Below are 16,128 nucleotides of genomic sequence, written 5' to 3'. Positions count from 1 at the left end.
AGCCCGCCATCGCAACGATGGCGGGTTGATTCACACCTTCCCCAGGTGTCTGTAGCTCATTTCCCAAACTGCTCCCGAGCCCATGCAATTAGTCGGCTGACCCCGATACTCCTCTGGCATGTTCAGCCAGGAGGGGGTAGCGTATGTACAGCTGTAAATACAGGGTGTCCCATGGCGTTTGAATGGGACGAGGAGAAGAACCTGCTCAACATCCGCAAGCACGGTATCGACTTTAATGATGTGCCCGAGATGTTCCGGCATCCGATGCTGGCATTGCGGGACGAACGATTCGACTACGACGAGGCGCGCTGGATCAGCATGGGCTGGATCAACGCATGGGTCAGCGTGGTCGCCTACACCGCAAGGCAAGGGGATGTGATCCGCATCATCTCCGCCCGAAGAGCCACCCGACGCGAGGTAACGCGCTATGTCGAAACCATCCGCAAGTACTGACCACATGCCTGTCGATACCTCGGACATTCCCGAGCTCGACGATGACTTCTTCCGCCGTGCCGAGCTGCGGCTGCCCGCCAAGCAGACCGTGACGATGCGCCTGGATGCCGATGTACTGGCCTGGTTCAAGGCGCAGGGCGCGGGCTACCAGACCCGCATCAACCAGCTGCTGCGCCAGTACATGCTGGCGCAACAGCGGCGCTGATCTCAGGTCCTGCTTTTCGCGGTTTTCAGTTCCTGGATCCGCTTGTCGATCAGCTGACACTTGTCTGGCAGGTCCTTGCTGGCCGTATCGAGCTTCATACCCTGGAGCTCGTCATTGATTTCCTTGGCCTTCTGCGGGTTCTGTTCAGTCAGTTGACTCACCAGCCCGGCGAGTTCCTCCCTTTTCTGCGTGGCCTCTTCCGGGGTGCAGGCCCAGACCTGTAGGGAGCAGAGGAGCGAGGTCGCGCATGCGACGCATGACAGCCATTTCATTGCGTTTTCCTCCAGCGAGTGGCTGTTCGGTTGAAAACTTGAATGAGGAAGAAGTTCATTCTGCCGGGCCCTATATAAATGGCTGGCGTTGAAAATTGGCCTGGCATCCGTTGGCTCGTGCATTCAATAATCGGGATCCATTCTCACAGCCGAGCCTTGCAATGATATCCAGCCAGACGAGAGGGCGCCCATGACAGCGGCCCGCAAGAACCCCGACGCCTTCGCCTTCCAGGTCATGCTGGGGCTATGCCTGGTCTGGGGCTGCCAGCAAGTGTTGATCAAGTCCGCCGCCGTGGATATCGCCCCGGTGGTGCAGGCGGCGTTTCGCAATGGCATTGCCGCCTTGCTGGTGGGGCTGCTGGTCTGCTTCAAGGGTGGCTGGGGGCAGGTTGGCACGACCTGGCGCGCCGGGCTGCTGGCCGGTGGCTTGTTCGGCCTGGAGTTCCTGTTCATCGCCGAGGGGCTGAAGCTGACCTCGGCGGCGCATATGTCGGTATTCCTCTACACCGCGCCGATCTTCACAGCGCTCGGGTTGCATTTCATGATGCCCAGCGAGCGGCTGCGGCTGTTGCAGTGGCTGGGCATCCTGCTGGCGTTCGGCGGGATCGCCCTGGCCTTCGCTGGCGGTATTTCCCTCGATCAGCTCGATGGCCGCATGTTGCTGGGTGATGGCCTGGCGATCTTGGCAGGGTTGGCCTGGGGCGCGACCACGGTGGTGGTGCGTGGCTCGCGATTGTCCGAGGCACCGGTGACCTTGACCTTGTTCTATCAGTTGGCGGTGGGGTTTGTCGGGTTGGTGCTGATCGCCCTGATCAGCGGGCAGATCGCCGATTTCTCGCTGACGCCGCTGGCGGTGGGCAGTGTGCTTTTCCAGGGGATCGTGGTGTCCTTTGTGAGTTACCTGACCTGGTTCTGGTTGCTGCGCAAGTACCTGGCGTCGAACCTGGCGGTATTCTCGTTCATTACACCGTTGTTCGGCGTGACCTTCGGCGTGCTGCTGCTCGATGAGCCGTTAAGCCTGAACTTCGTGATCGGCGCGGTGATGGTACTGCTTGGGGTGATCATGGTCAGCGCCGAAGCCTGGGTACGCCAGCAACTGCGCAAGGTCGTGGGATAACGGGCGGGCGGTTCGCCGGCAAGCCGGCTCCTACGGGACTCTGTAGGAGCCGGCTTGCCGGCGAATGCGTCAGTTCATTCAACCCACCTGTCCCAGGTTGGCGCAGGAAGCTGGACGCCGCACACCATTCACCAATACGCCAGCCAGCCCCAACCCCACAGCCGACAATACCAGCGCTGGCTGCAAGCTCCCACTGAAATGGCTGCTCACCGCCGCCAGCAACGGCCCGCTCAACTGCCCCAGGGCAAAGCACGCAGTCAGCAACCCGGCATTGCGTTGCGTGGCATGAGGTGCCAATTCCCGCGAGCGCTGCATCACCAACTGCATGCAAGCCAGGAATGGCCCACCGCACAGCAGTACCCCCAATGCCAGGCCGACACCGCCACCCAGCAGGCAGGCAAGTACGCCCAATCCTTGCAACCACAGGGTTGCCGTCAACCAGCCTGAAGTCCGCCCCGGGCGACGCAGGCTGACCAACAGTACCCCCAGCGCCGATGCCAACCCGAACGCTGGCCAGAACAGCTCGGCCAGCCATTGCCCGTGATACTGCTGACTGGCCATTTGCGACAGGAAGGTGGCCGGCAGGATGTAGCCAATCCCGTAGAGCGCATAGACCAGGCCCAGGCGCCCGATGCCGGTGATGCGCCGCTGACCACTGTCGACGGTGACAGCGGCGGTGGGCTCCATTGCCTTTGGCAGCCACGGCAGCACCGCCAACAGCATCACCAGCGCGGCAACGCCATATACCAGCCACAGGGCCGCCGAGTTAAGCCCGAGCAGGTGCGCAGCCAAGGCCAGGACGCCCGTCAGTGCGATACCCACGCCCGGCCCGGCGAACACCAGGGCACCGAGGCGCTGCTGGCCATGGGCGCTGGCCAACTGCTGGCTGAGGCTGGCAATCATCACCAGTACCCAGGCACTGGCCACTCCCGTGCCGAAGCGCAACAGCAGGTGACTCCAGAAACCATCGGCGGCCCAGGAGGCCAGGGTCAGCAGTACGCACAGCCACAGGCCACCGTGCAGGCGCAGGCGCACCTGGGCCGGTTGGCGGGCGAACATGCCATCCACTGCGCCGAGGAAGTAGCCCAGGTAGTTGGCTGCGGCGATCAGGCCACCGGCCGTCAGGTCGAACTGGCCTTCGGCGATCAGCCGGGGCAGTTGCGGGGTGAGGGCGAAGCGGCCGATGCCCATGGCCATCATCAGCGCCACGGCGCTGGCCAGCAGTTGCACGAGGGGCGACATGGAAAGTCTCCTGCACGAAGGGATGCGATGGATGGCAGGGTAGGGCGCATTGACTTTCAATAAAATTGAATAATGATGATCAAGTTGTTCTGTTTTGGAGAAGGTCATGGAGTTCAGTCAACTGCGCATCTTCCAGGCTGTGGCCGAGGAGGGTTCGGTTACCCGCGCCGCCGAACGCCTGCACCGGGTGCCGTCGAACCTGTCCACGCGCCTGCGCCAGCTCGAAGAGCAACTGGGGGTGGAGTTGTTCCTGCGCGAACGTCAGCGCTTGCAGCTGTCGCCGGCCGGCAAGGTGCTGCTGGACTACGCCAACCGCCTGGCCAACTTGCGCGACGAGGCGATGGCGGCAGTGCAAGGTGGTCAACCGGCGGGGGACTTCGTGCTCGGCACCATGTACAGCACGGCGGCTATCCACCTGCCAGCGCTACTGGCGCGCTACCACCAGGCTTATCCGCAGGTGAACCTGCAAGTCCAGGCGGCGCCCAGCGGCGAGCTGCTGGAAGGTGTGCTGAGCCACCGGCTGGACGCGGCGCTGGTGGACGGGCCGCTCAACCTGGCGGGTTTGGATGGCATACCGCTGTGCGACGAGACGCTGGTGCTGATCACCAGCCCCGAGCATCCGCCAGTGCACACTGCCAAGGATGTCGCCGGCAAGGCGGTATTCACCTTCCGCCAGGGCTGCTCGTACCGCATGCGGCTGGAGGCCTGGTACGCCCATGCCCACACGCCCATGGGCCGGGTGATGGAAATCGAGTCGTACCAGAGCATGCTGGCGTGTGTTATCGCTGGGGCGGGCGTGGCGCTGATGGCGCAATCGATGCTCGACAGCCTGCCCGGGCGTGACCGGGTGCGCACGCACCAATTGCAGGCACCCTTCGATCACGCCGTGACCTGGTTGATGTGGCGCCAGGGCATGCGCGGTGCAAATCTGCAGGCGTGGATCGATTTGCAACAATGCGAAACGATTGACCGGCCGTCGGATGCTGCGGCGTCCGCTTGATTCGGGTCAAAATCGCCCATATCTGTAAGATCGTAGGCATGCGCAGTACAGGACATAGGTCTATGATCTGTATGAAGCATCGCAGAATCGATTGACCGTGAGGCTGACCCGTCAAGGGGGCATTATGAACCAACGCATGTACAACTGGCTCCACGACCTCGCCGTCGCCCTGGGCTTGCTCCCGCCACCGCTGCAGCCGGTGCCGATTCCAACCGACGAAGAACAGCGCAAGCGCCAGCCGCGTCGCCGCTGAAACCAGGCAAAAGGCCGCCGCATCTGCACGATGCGGCGGCCTTTTGCGTTTCTGCTTCGCCGGCAAACCGGCGAACATGTCAGGCGAGGTTGACTGCCGTCACCGGCTTGCGCGAGGCCAGGCTGACCACCACGAAGCTCACCAGGCCGACGACCAGGCTGTAGTAGATCGGCGAGTTGGCGTCCAGGCCATCCTTGAACATGAAGAACAGCGCGGTGGCGAAGCCCAGCGACATGCTGGCGATGGCGCCGGCGGTGGTAGCGCGCTTCCAGAAGATCGCCCCCATCAGCGGGATCAACATGCCGCCAACCAGCAGGTTGTAGGCCAGGGTCAGGGCACTGATCACATCGTTCACCGCCAGGGCGATACCCAGCACCACCAAGCCGGTGAGCAGGGTGAACAGGCGGTTGATGCCCAGGCTCGACTGCTTGCCGCCGCGCAGTTTGGGCAACAGGTCTTCGGTCAGGGTGGTCGAGGCGGCCAGCAGGCCGGCGCTGGCAGTGGACATCATCGCGGCCAGGGCGGCGGCCATCAGCAGGCCACGGATACCTTCAGGCAACTGGCCCTTGATCATCTCGGCGAAGGCGTTGTTCGGGTTGGCCAGGTCCGGCATCAGCACATGGGCGGCCATGCCGATCATGGCGCAGGCCAGGCCGTACAGCACGCAGTAGATCCCGGCGGTGGTGCCGGCGCGCTGGCAGACTTTCTCGTCACGGGCGGTGAACACCCGCTGCCAGATGTCCTGGCCGATCAGGATGCCGAAGAAGTAGATCAGGAAGTAGGTGATGATGGTGTCCCAGCCGATGGTGGTCCAGCTGAAGCTGGCCGCCGGCAGCTTGGCCACCAGGGTGTCCCAGCCACCGGCCTTGTACAGGCACACCGGCAGCAGGATGAACATCAGGCCCACGGTCTTGATGATGAACTGGACGATATCGGTCAGGGTCAGCGACCACATGCCGCCGATGGTCGAGTACACCACCACCACGCCGCCGCCGAATAGCAGCGCCATCCAGAACGGCACGTCGAGCAGCACTTGCAGCACGGTACCCATGGCCAGGGTCGAGGTGACGCCGATCATCAGTGCGTAGGCGAGCATGATCGCCGCGCTGGCCTGGCGTGCCATCGGGTTGTAGCGGCGCTCCAGCACTTGCGTCACGGTAAAGATCTTCAGGCGTAGCAGGGGTTTGGCGAGGAACAGGTTGAGGGCGATGATCCCCAGGCCCAGCGCGGCGCACAGCCAGAAGCCGGAGATGCCGTGGACATAGCCCAGGCGCACGGTACCGACCGTGGAGGCGCCGCCGAGCACGGTGGTGGCCATGGTGCCCATGTACAGGGTCGGGCCGAGGTTGCGCCCGGCCACCAAGTAGTCTTCGTGGGTCTTCGCCCGCCGCATGCCGTACCAGCCAAGCCCGAGCATGCCGACGGCATAGATCAGTACAACGATGATGTCCAAGGCCATTGGGGGTCTCCCGATTATCTTTATTATGGCGAGATCGGCCGTCCGGACGGTGTAGGGCGCCCGGCGGTCCTGTCGTGTGTTGGCGGGCCTCTATGGCCCTCCCGAATGGCTCCTGCCGGGGTCAAACTTTCAGGGCGTCTATCACTACCCTGTGAGCGGCTTCAGCCGCGAAGCAAGCACCGCCGTATCTGGGCACCCGCTGCGCGGGTGATCGCGGCTGAAGCCGCTCCTACAAGGGAGCGGCCCGCATTAGCGACGTACCACGCCCGGCAGCACGCAGAGCATTTCGAACAACAGGTTGGCACCCAGCAGCGAGGTGTTGCCGGTAGTGTCGTAGGGGGGGGAGACTTCGACCAGGTCACAGCCGATCAGGTCCAGGCCGTGACAACCGCGGATGATCTCCATCGCCTGGATGGTGGTCAAGCCGCCGATCTCCGGGGTGCCGGTGCCAGGCGCCCAGGCCGGGTCGATGCCGTCGATGTCGAACGACAGGTACACCGGGCCGCCACCGACCTTTTCACGCACTTCGGCCATCAGCGGTTCCAGCGACTTGTGCCAGCACTCTTCGGCCTGCACTACGCGAAAGCCCTGACGGCGGCTCCAGTTGAAGTCGTCGGCGGTATAGCCCTGGGCGCGCAGGCCGATTTGCACCACGCGGTCGCAATCGAGCAGGCCTTCCTCCACCGCGCGGCGGAAGGTGGTGCCGTGGGCGATCTTCTCGCCGAACATGTGGTCGTTGACGTCAGCGTGGGCATCGATGTGCACCAGGCCGATCTTGCCGTGTTTCTTGTGCAGGGCGCGCAGGATCGGCAGGGTGATGGTGTGGTCGCCACCCAGGGTCAGCGGGATGACATTGTGCTCGACGATCTCGTCGTAGGCTTGTTCGATGATGCGCACGGCGTCCAGCAGGTTGAAGGTGTTGATCGCCACGTCACCGATGTCGGCCACCGACAGCGAGTCGAACGGGGCGGCGCCGGTGGCCATGTTGTACGGGCGGATCATCACCGACTCGGCGCGGATCTGCCGCGGGCCGAAGCGGGTGCCCGAGCGCAGCGAGGTGCCAATGTCCAATGGCACGCCGATGAAGGCGGCGTCCAGGCCTTCGGCGCTTTGCAGGTGGGGAAGGCGAAGCATGGTGGCGATGCCGCCGAAACGCGGCATTTCGTTGCCGCCCAGTGGTTGGTGGAGAATCTTGTCCACGGTGGGCCTCATCAGTCGGTCGATTGTTCTGTTTGTTCGAACCTGTGCCGCCGCGCGCCTGGATGATCGGGTCATGTCGGCGGACAGGGACATTTCGCCGCAGTCTGCGCAAGGTAGTGCCCGGGAAGAATCGCTACCGACAAAAACTTACTTCAGGATTTTCTGAACTATCGGCGTGCAGGCGAGTTAGACTCTGGCCATTTCCAGTCTGCGGACCCGTTGCCCCATGGCCTCATCGTTGCCCGACCTGAAACTGCTGCGCATCTTCGCCAGCGTGGTGCGCCACCAGGGGTTCGCCAACGCCCAGCGCGACCTCAACCTGTCGACCTCGGCCATCAGCACCTACATGAGCCAGCTGGAAAGCGCCCTGGGCATCGTGCTTTGCCATCGCGGCCGGGGCGGCTTCAGCCTGACCAGCAAGGGCGAGCTGTTCCATCAGGAAACCCTGCGTCTGCTGGGTGAGCTGGATGGCTTCGAACAGTACGCGGCGGCGCTCAAGGGTGAGCTGCGCGGCACGCTTAACCTCGGGGTGATCGACTCCACCGTGGGTGATCGCGCCCTGCCATTGGCCGAAGCCATTGGCGCCTACAGCCAGGAGCATCCGGCCGTGCACCTGCACCTGTCGGTCTCCAGCCCCTACGAGTTGCAGTTGGGTGTGCAGGACAACCGCCTGGACCTGGCCATCGGCGCCTTTTCCTCGCGCATGAGCGGCCTGGTCTACCAGCCGCTGTACCGTGAGCAGCACTGGCTGTACTGCAGCAGCCGCCACCCGCTGTTCGCCGAGCGGCGCATTCCGGAACCGGTGATCACCCAGCAGCGCATGGTCGGGCGTGGTTACTGGAGCCAGGCAGAACTGGCCCGGCATGGCTTCAAGCACAGCGCGGCGACGGTGGAGAGCATGGAAGCGCAGCTGATTCTGATTCTCTCCGGCGCCTACATCGGTTACCTGCCCGAGCACTATGCCCAGGCCTGGGTCGACAAGGGTGATCTGCGCGTATTGTCGCCGGCCACCTTCGGTTACCAGGCACCGTTCTCCTTGATCATCCGTCGGGGCCGAAGCCGGGAGCCCTTGATTCAGACGTTCCGCGACCTGCTCAAGAGCCAGCTCAACGTGGGCTGATCCAGGCCGCGTTCAGCACATCCCGTCAGGTCGAGTAAATTTCCTACAAAACTTGACCACTGACGTGATGGCCTTCTGCTAAACCTCTACTTGCTTTGATGAATTTTCCACTCATCTGGATAAGCAAGGGACCGCCAACGATGCGCATGAATTTGCCCGTCACCGAGCACGAACGAACCTTCCCCCAACACCAGCGGCTGATTTCCACCACCGACCTGAACAGCCGCATCACCTACTGCAACGACGCATTCGTGGCCATCAGCGGTTTCACCTACGACGAATTGGTAGGCCAGCCACACAACCTGGTGCGCCATCCCGACATGCCGCCGGCGGTCTTCGGCCATATGTGGGACACCATCAAGCAAGGCAAACCCTGGATGGGCGTGGTCAAGAACCGCGCCAAGAACGGCGATTTCTACTGGGTCAGCGCCTATGTCACGGCGATCTACGAGAATGGCCGCATCAGTGGCTACGAATCGGTGCGTTCGGTGCCGACCCGTGAACAGATCCGCCGCGCCGAAAGTCTTTATGCGCGCTTGCGCGCCGGCCGTTCTCCGGTGCCCTGGGTGGCGCGTCTGGGTCATGGCGTCGGGCATGGCTGGCCGTTGATCGGCGCAGGGCTGTTGTCGGCCGCCGCCTATCTCTGGTTACCTGCATACGCGGCGTTGGGGGTGCTGATGGCCAGCCTGCTGGCGGCCTGGTACCTGGTCGAGCACCGGCAGAACCAGGCCATCCGGCGTACGCTCGAAGAGCACCCCAAGGCCTTCACCAGCCCCCTGGTGGCCCTGACCTACAGCGACAACCCTGGGCTACAGGGCCAGCTCGACCTGGCCATCATCAGCGAAGAGGCGCGCCTGCAAACCGCGTTGACCCGCCTGGTGGACGCCGGCGTCGGGGTCAAGTCGCGGGCCGCGCAGTCTTCCGACCTGTCCGGCGCCCAGGCGCAGATGCTCGACCGCCAGCGCAGCGAGACCGACCAGTCGGCCACGGCCATCGCGCAGATGGCCGCGACCATCCAGCAGGTCACCCACAACGTGCAGAGCACGGCTCATGCCGCCAGCGACGCCGACCACCTCGCCCAGCAGGGCAGCGAGCTGGCCGAGCAGAGCTTGCGGGCGATGGGCAGCATGCGCGAGGCGGTCGGTGATATCGGCCAGGCGGTCAATGCGCTGGCCGAGCAGACCCAGTCGATCGGCGGCGTGGTGGATGTCATCACCTCAATCGCCGAGCAGACCAACCTGCTGGCGCTCAACGCCGCCATCGAGGCGGCGCGGGCCGGCGAGCAGGGCCGGGGCTTCGCGGTGGTCGCCGACGAGGTGCGCTCGCTGGCCCAGCGTACCCGCACCTCGACCGAGGAGATCCACCACATCATCGCCAGCCTGCGCACCGGTGCCGACCGCGCGGTGGCCAGCGCCAGCCGAGGCCAGCAGATCTCCCAGGACAGTGTGCACAGTGTCGAGGCCGTGCAAGAGGCGCTGGCCGGCATTGCCCAGGCGGTCAGCCGCATCACCGGCATGAGCCAGCAGATGGCCACGGCATCAGAGCAGCAAAGCCATGTGGCCGAGGACATCAACCAGCAGATCGTGCGTATCGCCCACCTGTGCGATGAGAGTGCCGGGCAGGCCAAGCAGGGCGCCGAAATCAGCCAGGACCTTGAGCGCATGGCAGAGTACCTGCACAGCCTGGCGGAGCGGTTCAATCGTTGAGGCCTGTTCGCCGGCAAGCCGGCTCCTGCCCGGCCTGGTGTAGGAGCCGGCTTGCCGGCGATGGGCTGCGCCGCAGCCCCAGGATTGCAGCTTCACCGCAACCCTGTGGCAAACTACGCGCCCGAAGGAGCCCTCCATGTCCAGACCTCGCTGCGGCCGCTGCCTGCGTCCGCTCGCCCATTGCCTCTGCCCGCTGATCCCACGCCTCGACAGCCGCACCCGAGTGATCGTCTTGCAGCACCCCAGCGAAACCTCGCACGCCCTGAATACCGCACGGCTGGCGGCCCTCGGTCTGGTCAACGCCGAACTGCGGATCGGCGAGGTATTCGATGACCTGGAAGCACTGCTGGCCACGCCGGGCTACCGACCAGCGCTGCTATTCCCTGGCGAGGGTGCCGACGCCCTGCAGGCTTATGGACACGATGACAACCTGCCGCTGCTGCTGATCGTCCCCGATGGCACCTGGCGCAAGGCGCGCAAGATGCTGTACCTGAACCCGCTGTTGGAGGCGCTGCCACGGGTGACGCTGGGCGATGTCCGGCCATCGCGCTACCGGCTGCGCAAGGCGCCGGAGCCGGGCGCCCTGTCGACGCTGGAGGCGGTGGTGCAGGCGTTGAACGTGCTGGAGTCGCCGACGGGTTTCGATGCCTTGCTGCGCCCATTCGAGGCGTTGATCGAGGGGCAGATCGAAGCCATGGGGGCCGAGACGTTTCAACGGAATCATGGGCAGGGCTGAGCTAATGACGCATTGTTTTGGGTAGATCTCTGTAGGAGCTTTAGCCGCGATCACCCGCGAAGCGGGTGCCAGGCACCGCGTCGCCGGCATCGCGGCTGAAGCCGCTCCTACAGGAATTCCGGCTATGACGGGGAAACTACCGCTCGCGCAGCGCCTCCGTCCGGGCCTTCAACACCGGCTTCAACAGGTAATCCAGCACGCTCTTCTGGCCGGTGATGATATCCACCGTGGCCACCATCCCCGGGATGATCAGCAGCGGCTTGTTATCCCCACCCAGATGGTTTTTCTCGGTGCGCACCTGGATCAGGTAGAACGCATTGCCCTTGTCATCGGTCACCGTGTCGGCGCCGATCAGTTCCAGCTTGGCCTTCAGCCCGCCATAGATGGTGTAGTCATAGGCGCTGAACTTGACCATCGCCGTCTGCCCAGGGTGGAGAAATGCCACGTCCTGCGGCCGCACCTTGGCCTCGATCAACAGGTTGTCCTCGATCGGCACGATCTCCACCAGGTCGCTGCCGGGCTGCACCACGCCGCCGATGGTATTGACCTTGAGCAGCTTGACGATGCCGCGCACTGGCGACACCACGGTGGTGCGGTTGACCCGGTCGTCGATGGCGATGCTGGTGGCGGTGATCTTCGAAAGTTCCGTGCGTTTGTCATTGAGTTCCTTGGCGGCATCGGAGCGAAAGCCCGCGTCGGCTTCCTGGATCTTGCTCCTGATCTCCGCCACCGCGGCTTCGGCGCGGGGGATCGCCAGGCTGGTAGCGTTGAGTTGGCCGCGGGCCTCGACAGTACGTTGCTTGAGGCGCAGGATCTCTACCGGCGAGATGGCGCCCTTGCCCACCAACGGCGAGGACATGTCCAGCTCCTGCTGCAGCAGGCCCAAGGCAGAACGGTACTGATCGACCTTGGAGCGGAACTCGGCGAGTTCCTGGGTCTTCTGCCGCAGTTGCTCGTTGAGGGTCTGTTTCTCACTGGCCAGGCGGCGCTGGCGCGAGTCATACAGGGCGGCTTCGTCCTCGGCCACTTGCGGGGCCTTGGCACGCACCTCATCCGACAGCGTGAAGGGGCGGCCTTCGGACTCCGCCGACAGGCGCTCGACCTGGGCCGTGAGGGCGTAGCGGTCGGCTTCGCTTTCGCCCTTGTTCGACTTGAAACGGGTGTCGTCCAGGCGCAGCAAGGTAGCACCCTTGTCCACCATCTGCCCTTCGCGCACGAAGATCTCGGTGACGATGCCGCCCTCGAGGTTCTGTATCACCTGCACCTTGCTGGAGGGGATGGCTTTGCCCTCGCCGACGGTGACTTCGTCGAGCACCGCGAAGTGGGCCCAGGCCAGTGCCACCAGCAGCAGGATCGCGGTCAGCCACACGGTCAGGCGTGACAGGCTCGGTGAGTCCTGCAGGGTGGCGCCGGCCAGTTCCGGCATGTAGTCGCGTTCGGCGCGCGGGTCGGTGCCGTGGAGGTAGCTGCGTATGCTGTGGCTGATGGGCATGTCTGACCTCCAGGAAAATTGGCCCACTGCAGGAGCGGTTGTCGTGTCACAGCGCGGCGCCGATACGGCCTTTGCGCAACGCATCGATCACCGCGTCCTTCGGCCCGTCGGCCACGATCTTGCCGTTGTCCAGCACCAGCAGCCGATCCACCAGGCTGAGCATCGAGGTGCGGTGGGTGACCAGCAGCAGGGTCTTGCCGGGCACCCAGGCCAGCAGGCGCTGGCGCAGTTGTTCTTCGCTGCTGTTGTCCATGTGGCTGGTGGGTTCGTCGAGGATCAGGATCGGCGGCTCCAGCAGCAGCGCCCGGGCCAGCAGCACAGCCTGGCGCTGGCCGCCGGAAAGCAGCTGGCCGCGCTCGCCCACCGGGCGGTCGAAACCTTGCGGGTGCTGGCGGGCCAGTTCGCTGACGCCGGTCAGTTCCGCCACCTCGAGCATGCGCGCATCGCTGACATGGCGCGCGCCAAGGGTGAGGTTGTCACGCAGGCTACCGGCCAGCAGCGGCAGGTCGTGGGCCACGTAGCCTAGCTGGTTGCGCAGGTCGGCGATGTCCAGCTGACGCAGGTCGAGGTTGTCCAGCAGCACCTGGCCTTCGTCGGGGTGATGGAACCCCATCAGCAGCCGCGCCAGGGTGCTCTTGCCCGAGCCGCTGCGGCCGATGATGCCGATGCGCTCGCCAGGCTTGAGCACGCAGTTGACGTCATTGAGTGCCGGGGCGGCCTGCCCGGCATAGCGGAAGGTGGCGTGGCTGATGCTCACACCGCCCTGCAACGTCGTGTGCTCCAGCGCCTGGTGCTCGGCCTGGCGTTCCTGGGGCAGGCTCATCAGCGCGTCGGTGCTGCGCATGGTCAGTTGCGCCTGCTGGTAGCGGGTAATCAGCCCGGCGATCTGCCCCAGCGGGGCGAGCACGCGGCTGCCGAGCATGTAGCTGGCCACCAGGGCGCCGACACTCAGGTTGCCGGCGATGATGCTGTACACCCCGGCGACGATGGTGGCCATGCCGCAGAACTGCTGGATGAACAGCGTGCCGTTGCTGGCCAGCGCAGACAAGTTGCGGGCGTGGGCGTCGAGGCGGGCAATGGCGCCGTTGGTGTGCTCCCACTGGTACTGGCGCTCGCTTTCGGCACCGCAGGCCTTGAGGGTTTCCAGGCCACCCAGGGTCTCGATCAGCAGGGCCTGGCGCACGGCGCCCAGGCTCAGGCTCTTCTGTACGGTGTCGCGTAGGCGCACCTGGATGAACAGCGCCAGGCCCACGGCCACCGGGAAGGCGATCAACGGGATCACCACCAGCCAGCCGCCGAGCAGGCCGATCACCAGCAGCATCAGGGCGACGAAGGGCAGGTCGATGATGCTGGTCAGGGTGACCGCCGTGAGGAATTCGCGCAGGCCCTGGAAGTCATGGATGCTTTGCGCGAAGCCACCGATGGTGGCGGGGCGGGCCTTCATGCTCATGCCGGTGATGCGTTCGAACAGGGTGGCGGAAAGGATCAGGTCGGTCTTCTTGCCGGCCTGGTCGAGCAGGTGGGCACGCACCATGCGCAGCACCAGTTCGAAGGCAGTACCGATGAACAGGCCGGCGACCAGCACCCACAGGGTCGACAGTGCCTGGTTGGGCACCACACGGTCGTAGGTCTGCATCACGAACAGGGGCACCATCAAGCCCAGCAGGTTGATCAGCAGGCTGGCCAGCAGGGCATCGCCATACAGCCAGCGGGAGTGGCGCAGGGTGTCGCGGAACCAGGCGTTGACCCGGGGCAGCAGTGGGGCGCGTACCTCCTCCAGAGAGTGGCGGGGGCGGGCAAACAAGGCCTGGCCGCTGTAGGCCTCGGCCAGCGCCTCGCGCTCGACCCACTGCTCGCCGCCTTCGGCCTCGCAGGGCAATAGCAGCGCGCGGCCGTTGTCGCCCCAACGTTGCAGCACCGCACTGCGACCGTCGTTGAGCATCAGCAGGACCGGCAGGTTGAGCGCCGAGATGTCGCCCAGCTCGCGCCGCAGCACCCGTGCCTGCAACCCGGCCTTGGCGGCGGCACGCGGCAGCAGGGCCAGGCCCAGGCGCTGCTCGGCCAGCGGCAGGCCGCTGCACAGGCTGGCACGGCTGGCGGGGCAGCCGTGCAGCTTGCACAGGATCAGCAGGCCATCGAGCAACGGATCATCCACATCCAGGCGCGGTTGCGCGCTTTGCATACTGGTCACGATGGCCTACTCCTGTCGCGTTGGACGCTTGCGGGCAGCCTGGTGCGTCGGACCTCAACGCATGTCGGGCAACCTCGCCTCGTTGCGCACCTCGGTCTTGGCAATGGCTTCCGGCGGCAACGAGATGCGCTGCTTGCTCAGCAGCTCACCCATGTTGGCCAGCAGGCGGTACATGGAGAACTCTTCGGTGTAGCGCACTTCGGTGTAGCGCCGGTTGGCGTTGTACAGCTCGTTCTCGCTGTCGAGCACATCGAGCAGGGTGCGCTGGCCCAGGCCGAACTGGTCCTGGTAGGCGGCGCGCACGCGTTGGGTGGTCTCGGCGTATTCGCGGGCGCTCGGCAGTTGCTTGCGGGCGTTGTTCATGGCGTTCCAGGCCAGGCTGAGGTTCTCGTTCAGCTCGCGCAGGGCGTTGTTGCGGATGTCCATGGCCTGGTTGATCTTGTGTGCGTCGGATTGCAGGCGAGCCTTGTCGCTGCCGCCGCGGAACAGGTTGTAGCTGAGCTCGACGCCGGCCTGCCAGTCGTTGTTGTCGTGGCCCTTCTGGCCGCCGATGTTGTTGTTGGCGCCGGTGGCCAGCACTGCGTCCAGGCGCGGGTAGAAAGGCGACTTGGCCACTTCGTATTGCTGCTCGGCCGACTGCACATCGGCCTGGGCCGACTTGAGGTAGGGGTTGTTCTCCAGCATGCCCTGGCGAGCGCCCTGCAGGTCGGTCGGCACTTCCCCCTTGATGGTGGCTGGCGCTTCGAGCTCGTCGGGCATGCGCCCGATCACACTGAAAAAGTTGGCTTCGGCGTCGGCCAGGTCGACCTCGGCGGTGTCCAGGTTGTTCTCGGCCAGGGCGCGACGGGCGCGGGACTGGTCGAGGTCGGCGGTGCTGCCCACGCCGCGCTCGCTGCGCAGGCCGATCTGGTCATTGACCCGCAGGTGCGCCTGCAGGTTGTTCTTGGCCAGGGTCACCAGTTCGCGGCGCTTGAGCACTTCGAGGTAGACCTCGATGGCGCGCAGCGCCACGGTCTCGGCGGTGGCCTGGGTGTAGTAGGCGCGCGAGGTGGCGACCGCCTCGGTGCGGCCGACTTCGTTGGCGGTGTTGAAGCCGTCGAACAGCATCTGCCGCAGGCGCAGTTCGGACTGGGTGTAGCTGAGTGTCTCTTTATTGTGGTTGCGCGTGCCGTCGGCATTGAAACCTCGGGTGTTGGTGTTGTCCGAACGCTGCCGGCCATACCCAGCCACCAGGTCGACGGTCGGGTAGTACCCCCCGCGGGCAAATTTCACATCCTCGTCGGCGGACAGCCGGCTGTTGCGGCTGGCACTGATTTCAGGATGCTGGTCCACGGCGCTCTGGACGGCCTCGGTAATCGACATCGCCTGAGTGTTGGCACACGCCATGGCCAACAAAATCGCACTGGTGATGGGGGTAAAAACGCGCATGGGGTACTTCTCCCTGGTCTTAAAAAATGTCCTGCAATCGCCAATAAAATGACGAAATATAAGAATCAAACCGTTTCAGGTTTGTAACAACAGAGCTAAGAACATTTATAAGGCGAGCTAAGAAGAAATTTTCATAAGGTATATGCGAAAAAAAAACTTATGCGGTCTAAGGAATCCGCGACATTGTTTCATTCAAGTGGTTACGGGAACCGGCTGGGACAGGCGTTTTTCGGGCCTCGGAGAAAGATCCATAT

Annotated in this window: 15 protein-coding genes and 1 pseudogene; 9 read left to right on the top strand and 7 right to left on the bottom strand. The window is 64.4% G+C overall.

The annotated features are described in order from the left end of the window. The first annotated feature begins 171 nt into the window (after window positions 1-171). Together IM733_RS11945 and IM733_RS11940 are read left to right on the top strand one after the other, a co-directional pair. Window positions 172-453: a BrnT family toxin gene (locus IM733_RS11945; RefSeq protein ID WP_248921001.1), complete on the top strand. Its 282-nt coding sequence runs from the start codon at window positions 172-174 to the stop codon at window positions 451-453. After that, on the top strand, window positions 428-658 hold the full coding sequence (locus tag IM733_RS11940) for a BrnA antitoxin family protein (RefSeq protein WP_248921000.1): 231 nt from the start codon (window positions 428-430) through the stop codon (window positions 656-658). The genes IM733_RS11945 and IM733_RS11940 overlap by 26 nt, the downstream gene beginning before the upstream one ends. A 2-nt stretch (window positions 659-660) precedes the next feature. Here IM733_RS11940 and IM733_RS11935 read toward each other — a convergent pair whose 3' ends face one another. After that, window positions 661-930, bottom strand: coding sequence for a hypothetical protein (locus IM733_RS11935; RefSeq protein ID WP_248920999.1), 270 nt, complete (start codon window positions 928-930; stop codon window positions 661-663). Between the two features lie 190 nt (window positions 931-1,120). Here IM733_RS11935 and IM733_RS11930 point away from each other — a divergent pair, with 190 nt between their 5' ends. Beyond that, window positions 1,121-2,047: a DMT family transporter gene (locus IM733_RS11930; RefSeq protein WP_248920998.1), complete on the top strand. Its 927-nt coding sequence runs from the start codon at window positions 1,121-1,123 to the stop codon at window positions 2,045-2,047. 78 nt (window positions 2,048-2,125) lie between these two features. On the opposite strand, the gene IM733_RS11925 is transcribed toward IM733_RS11930, so the two are convergent. Then, window positions 2,126-3,289, bottom strand: coding sequence for an MFS transporter (locus IM733_RS11925; protein WP_248920997.1), 1,164 nt, complete (start codon window positions 3,287-3,289; stop codon window positions 2,126-2,128). Window positions 3,290-3,395: 106 nt separating this feature from the next. On the opposite strand from IM733_RS11925, the gene ptrR reads away from it, so the two are divergent. Together ptrR and IM733_RS25555 are read left to right on the top strand one after the other, a co-directional pair. Then, window positions 3,396-4,289 (top strand): putrescine utilization regulator PtrR, encoded by an 894-nt coding sequence (gene ptrR / locus IM733_RS11920; protein WP_248920996.1) that lies wholly within the window; start codon window positions 3,396-3,398, stop codon window positions 4,287-4,289. 124 nt (window positions 4,290-4,413) lie between these two features. Beyond that, window positions 4,414-4,542, top strand: coding sequence for a PA1414 family protein (locus IM733_RS25555; protein WP_256660254.1), 129 nt, complete (start codon window positions 4,414-4,416; stop codon window positions 4,540-4,542). A 79-nt stretch (window positions 4,543-4,621) separates the two neighbouring features. On the opposite strand, the gene IM733_RS11915 is transcribed toward IM733_RS25555, so the two are convergent. Beyond that, complete coding sequence (locus IM733_RS11915; RefSeq protein WP_248920995.1) at window positions 4,622-6,001, bottom strand: sodium:solute symporter; 1,380 nt, start codon at window positions 5,999-6,001, stop codon at window positions 4,622-4,624. 249 nt (window positions 6,002-6,250) lie between these two features. Then, window positions 6,251-7,201: an agmatinase gene (speB, locus tag IM733_RS11910; RefSeq protein WP_248920994.1), complete on the bottom strand. Its 951-nt coding sequence runs from the start codon at window positions 7,199-7,201 to the stop codon at window positions 6,251-6,253. A 226-nt stretch (window positions 7,202-7,427) separates the two neighbouring features. On the opposite strand from speB, the gene IM733_RS11905 reads away from it, so the two are divergent. From IM733_RS11905 to IM733_RS11895, 4 genes and pseudogenes are all read left to right on the top strand, one after another. After that, window positions 7,428-8,321, top strand: coding sequence for a LysR family transcriptional regulator (locus IM733_RS11905; RefSeq protein ID WP_213657813.1), 894 nt, complete (start codon window positions 7,428-7,430; stop codon window positions 8,319-8,321). A 98-nt stretch (window positions 8,322-8,419) separates the two neighbouring features. Then, a pseudogene (locus IM733_RS25735) lies at window positions 8,420-8,764 on the top strand (PAS domain-containing protein); the annotation flags it as partial. Window positions 8,765-8,998: 234 nt separating this feature from the next. After that, window positions 8,999-10,027 (top strand): methyl-accepting chemotaxis protein, encoded by a 1,029-nt coding sequence (locus tag IM733_RS11900; RefSeq protein ID WP_430624185.1) that lies wholly within the window; start codon window positions 8,999-9,001, stop codon window positions 10,025-10,027. Between the two features lie 136 nt (window positions 10,028-10,163). Then, window positions 10,164-10,763 carry a tRNA-uridine aminocarboxypropyltransferase gene (locus tag IM733_RS11895; RefSeq protein WP_248920992.1) on the top strand — a complete coding sequence of 200 codons (600 nt, stop codon included), beginning with the start codon at window positions 10,164-10,166 and terminating at the stop codon, window positions 10,761-10,763. Window positions 10,764-10,899: 136 nt separating this feature from the next. Here IM733_RS11895 and IM733_RS11890 read toward each other — a convergent pair whose 3' ends face one another. The 3 genes from IM733_RS11890 to IM733_RS11880 all read right to left on the bottom strand — a co-directional run bounded on the left by IM733_RS11890 (window position 10,900) and on the right by IM733_RS11880 (window position 15,874). Then, window positions 10,900-12,255 carry an HlyD family type I secretion periplasmic adaptor subunit gene (locus tag IM733_RS11890; protein WP_248920991.1) on the bottom strand — a complete coding sequence of 452 codons (1,356 nt, stop codon included), beginning with the start codon at window positions 12,253-12,255 and terminating at the stop codon, window positions 10,900-10,902. Window positions 12,256-12,301: 46 nt separating this feature from the next. Next, window positions 12,302-14,437, bottom strand: coding sequence for a type I secretion system permease/ATPase (locus IM733_RS11885; protein ID WP_248921164.1), 2,136 nt, complete (start codon window positions 14,435-14,437; stop codon window positions 12,302-12,304). A gap of 63 nt (window positions 14,438-14,500) precedes the next feature. Further along, window positions 14,501-15,874 carry a TolC family outer membrane protein gene (locus tag IM733_RS11880; protein ID WP_248920990.1) on the bottom strand — a complete coding sequence of 458 codons (1,374 nt, stop codon included), beginning with the start codon at window positions 15,872-15,874 and terminating at the stop codon, window positions 14,501-14,503. Window positions 15,875-16,128: the final 254 nt, after the last annotated feature.

The organism is Pseudomonas entomophila (assembly GCF_023277925.1).
Classification (GTDB): Bacteria; Pseudomonadota; Gammaproteobacteria; order Pseudomonadales; family Pseudomonadaceae; genus Aquipseudomonas; species Aquipseudomonas entomophila_D.
This window is presented reverse-complemented; position numbering and strand designations above follow the sequence as displayed.

Bases quoted from the DNA above. Each gene is read 5' to 3' on its own strand.
- IM733_RS11945 (WP_248921001.1), top strand. From the start codon at position 172: ATGGCGTTTGAATGGGACGAGGAGAAGAACCTGCTCAACATCCGCAAG.
- IM733_RS11940 (WP_248921000.1), top strand. From the start codon at position 428: ATGTCGAAACCATCCGCAAGTACTGACCACATGCCTGTCGATACCTCG.
- IM733_RS11935 (WP_248920999.1), bottom strand. From the start codon at position 930: ATGAAATGGCTGTCATGCGTCGCATGCGCGACCTCGCTCCTCTGCTCC.
- IM733_RS11930 (WP_248920998.1), top strand. From the start codon at position 1,121: ATGACAGCGGCCCGCAAGAACCCCGACGCCTTCGCCTTCCAGGTCATG.
- IM733_RS11925 (WP_248920997.1), bottom strand. From the start codon at position 3,289: ATGTCGCCCCTCGTGCAACTGCTGGCCAGCGCCGTGGCGCTGATGATG.
- ptrR (WP_248920996.1), top strand. From the start codon at position 3,396: ATGGAGTTCAGTCAACTGCGCATCTTCCAGGCTGTGGCCGAGGAGGGT.
- IM733_RS25555 (WP_256660254.1), top strand. From the start codon at position 4,414: ATGAACCAACGCATGTACAACTGGCTCCACGACCTCGCCGTCGCCCTG.
- IM733_RS11915 (WP_248920995.1), bottom strand. From the start codon at position 6,001: ATGGCCTTGGACATCATCGTTGTACTGATCTATGCCGTCGGCATGCTC.
- IM733_RS11905 (WP_213657813.1), top strand. From the start codon at position 7,428: ATGGCCTCATCGTTGCCCGACCTGAAACTGCTGCGCATCTTCGCCAGC.
- IM733_RS11900 (WP_430624185.1), top strand. From the start codon at position 8,999: ATGGCCAGCCTGCTGGCGGCCTGGTACCTGGTCGAGCACCGGCAGAAC.
- IM733_RS11895 (WP_248920992.1), top strand. From the start codon at position 10,164: ATGTCCAGACCTCGCTGCGGCCGCTGCCTGCGTCCGCTCGCCCATTGC.
- IM733_RS11890 (WP_248920991.1), bottom strand. From the start codon at position 12,255: ATGCCCATCAGCCACAGCATACGCAGCTACCTCCACGGCACCGACCCG.
- IM733_RS11885 (WP_248921164.1), bottom strand. From the start codon at position 14,437: ATGCAAAGCGCGCAACCGCGCCTGGATGTGGATGATCCGTTGCTCGAT.
- IM733_RS11880 (WP_248920990.1), bottom strand. From the start codon at position 15,874: ATGCGCGTTTTTACCCCCATCACCAGTGCGATTTTGTTGGCCATGGCG.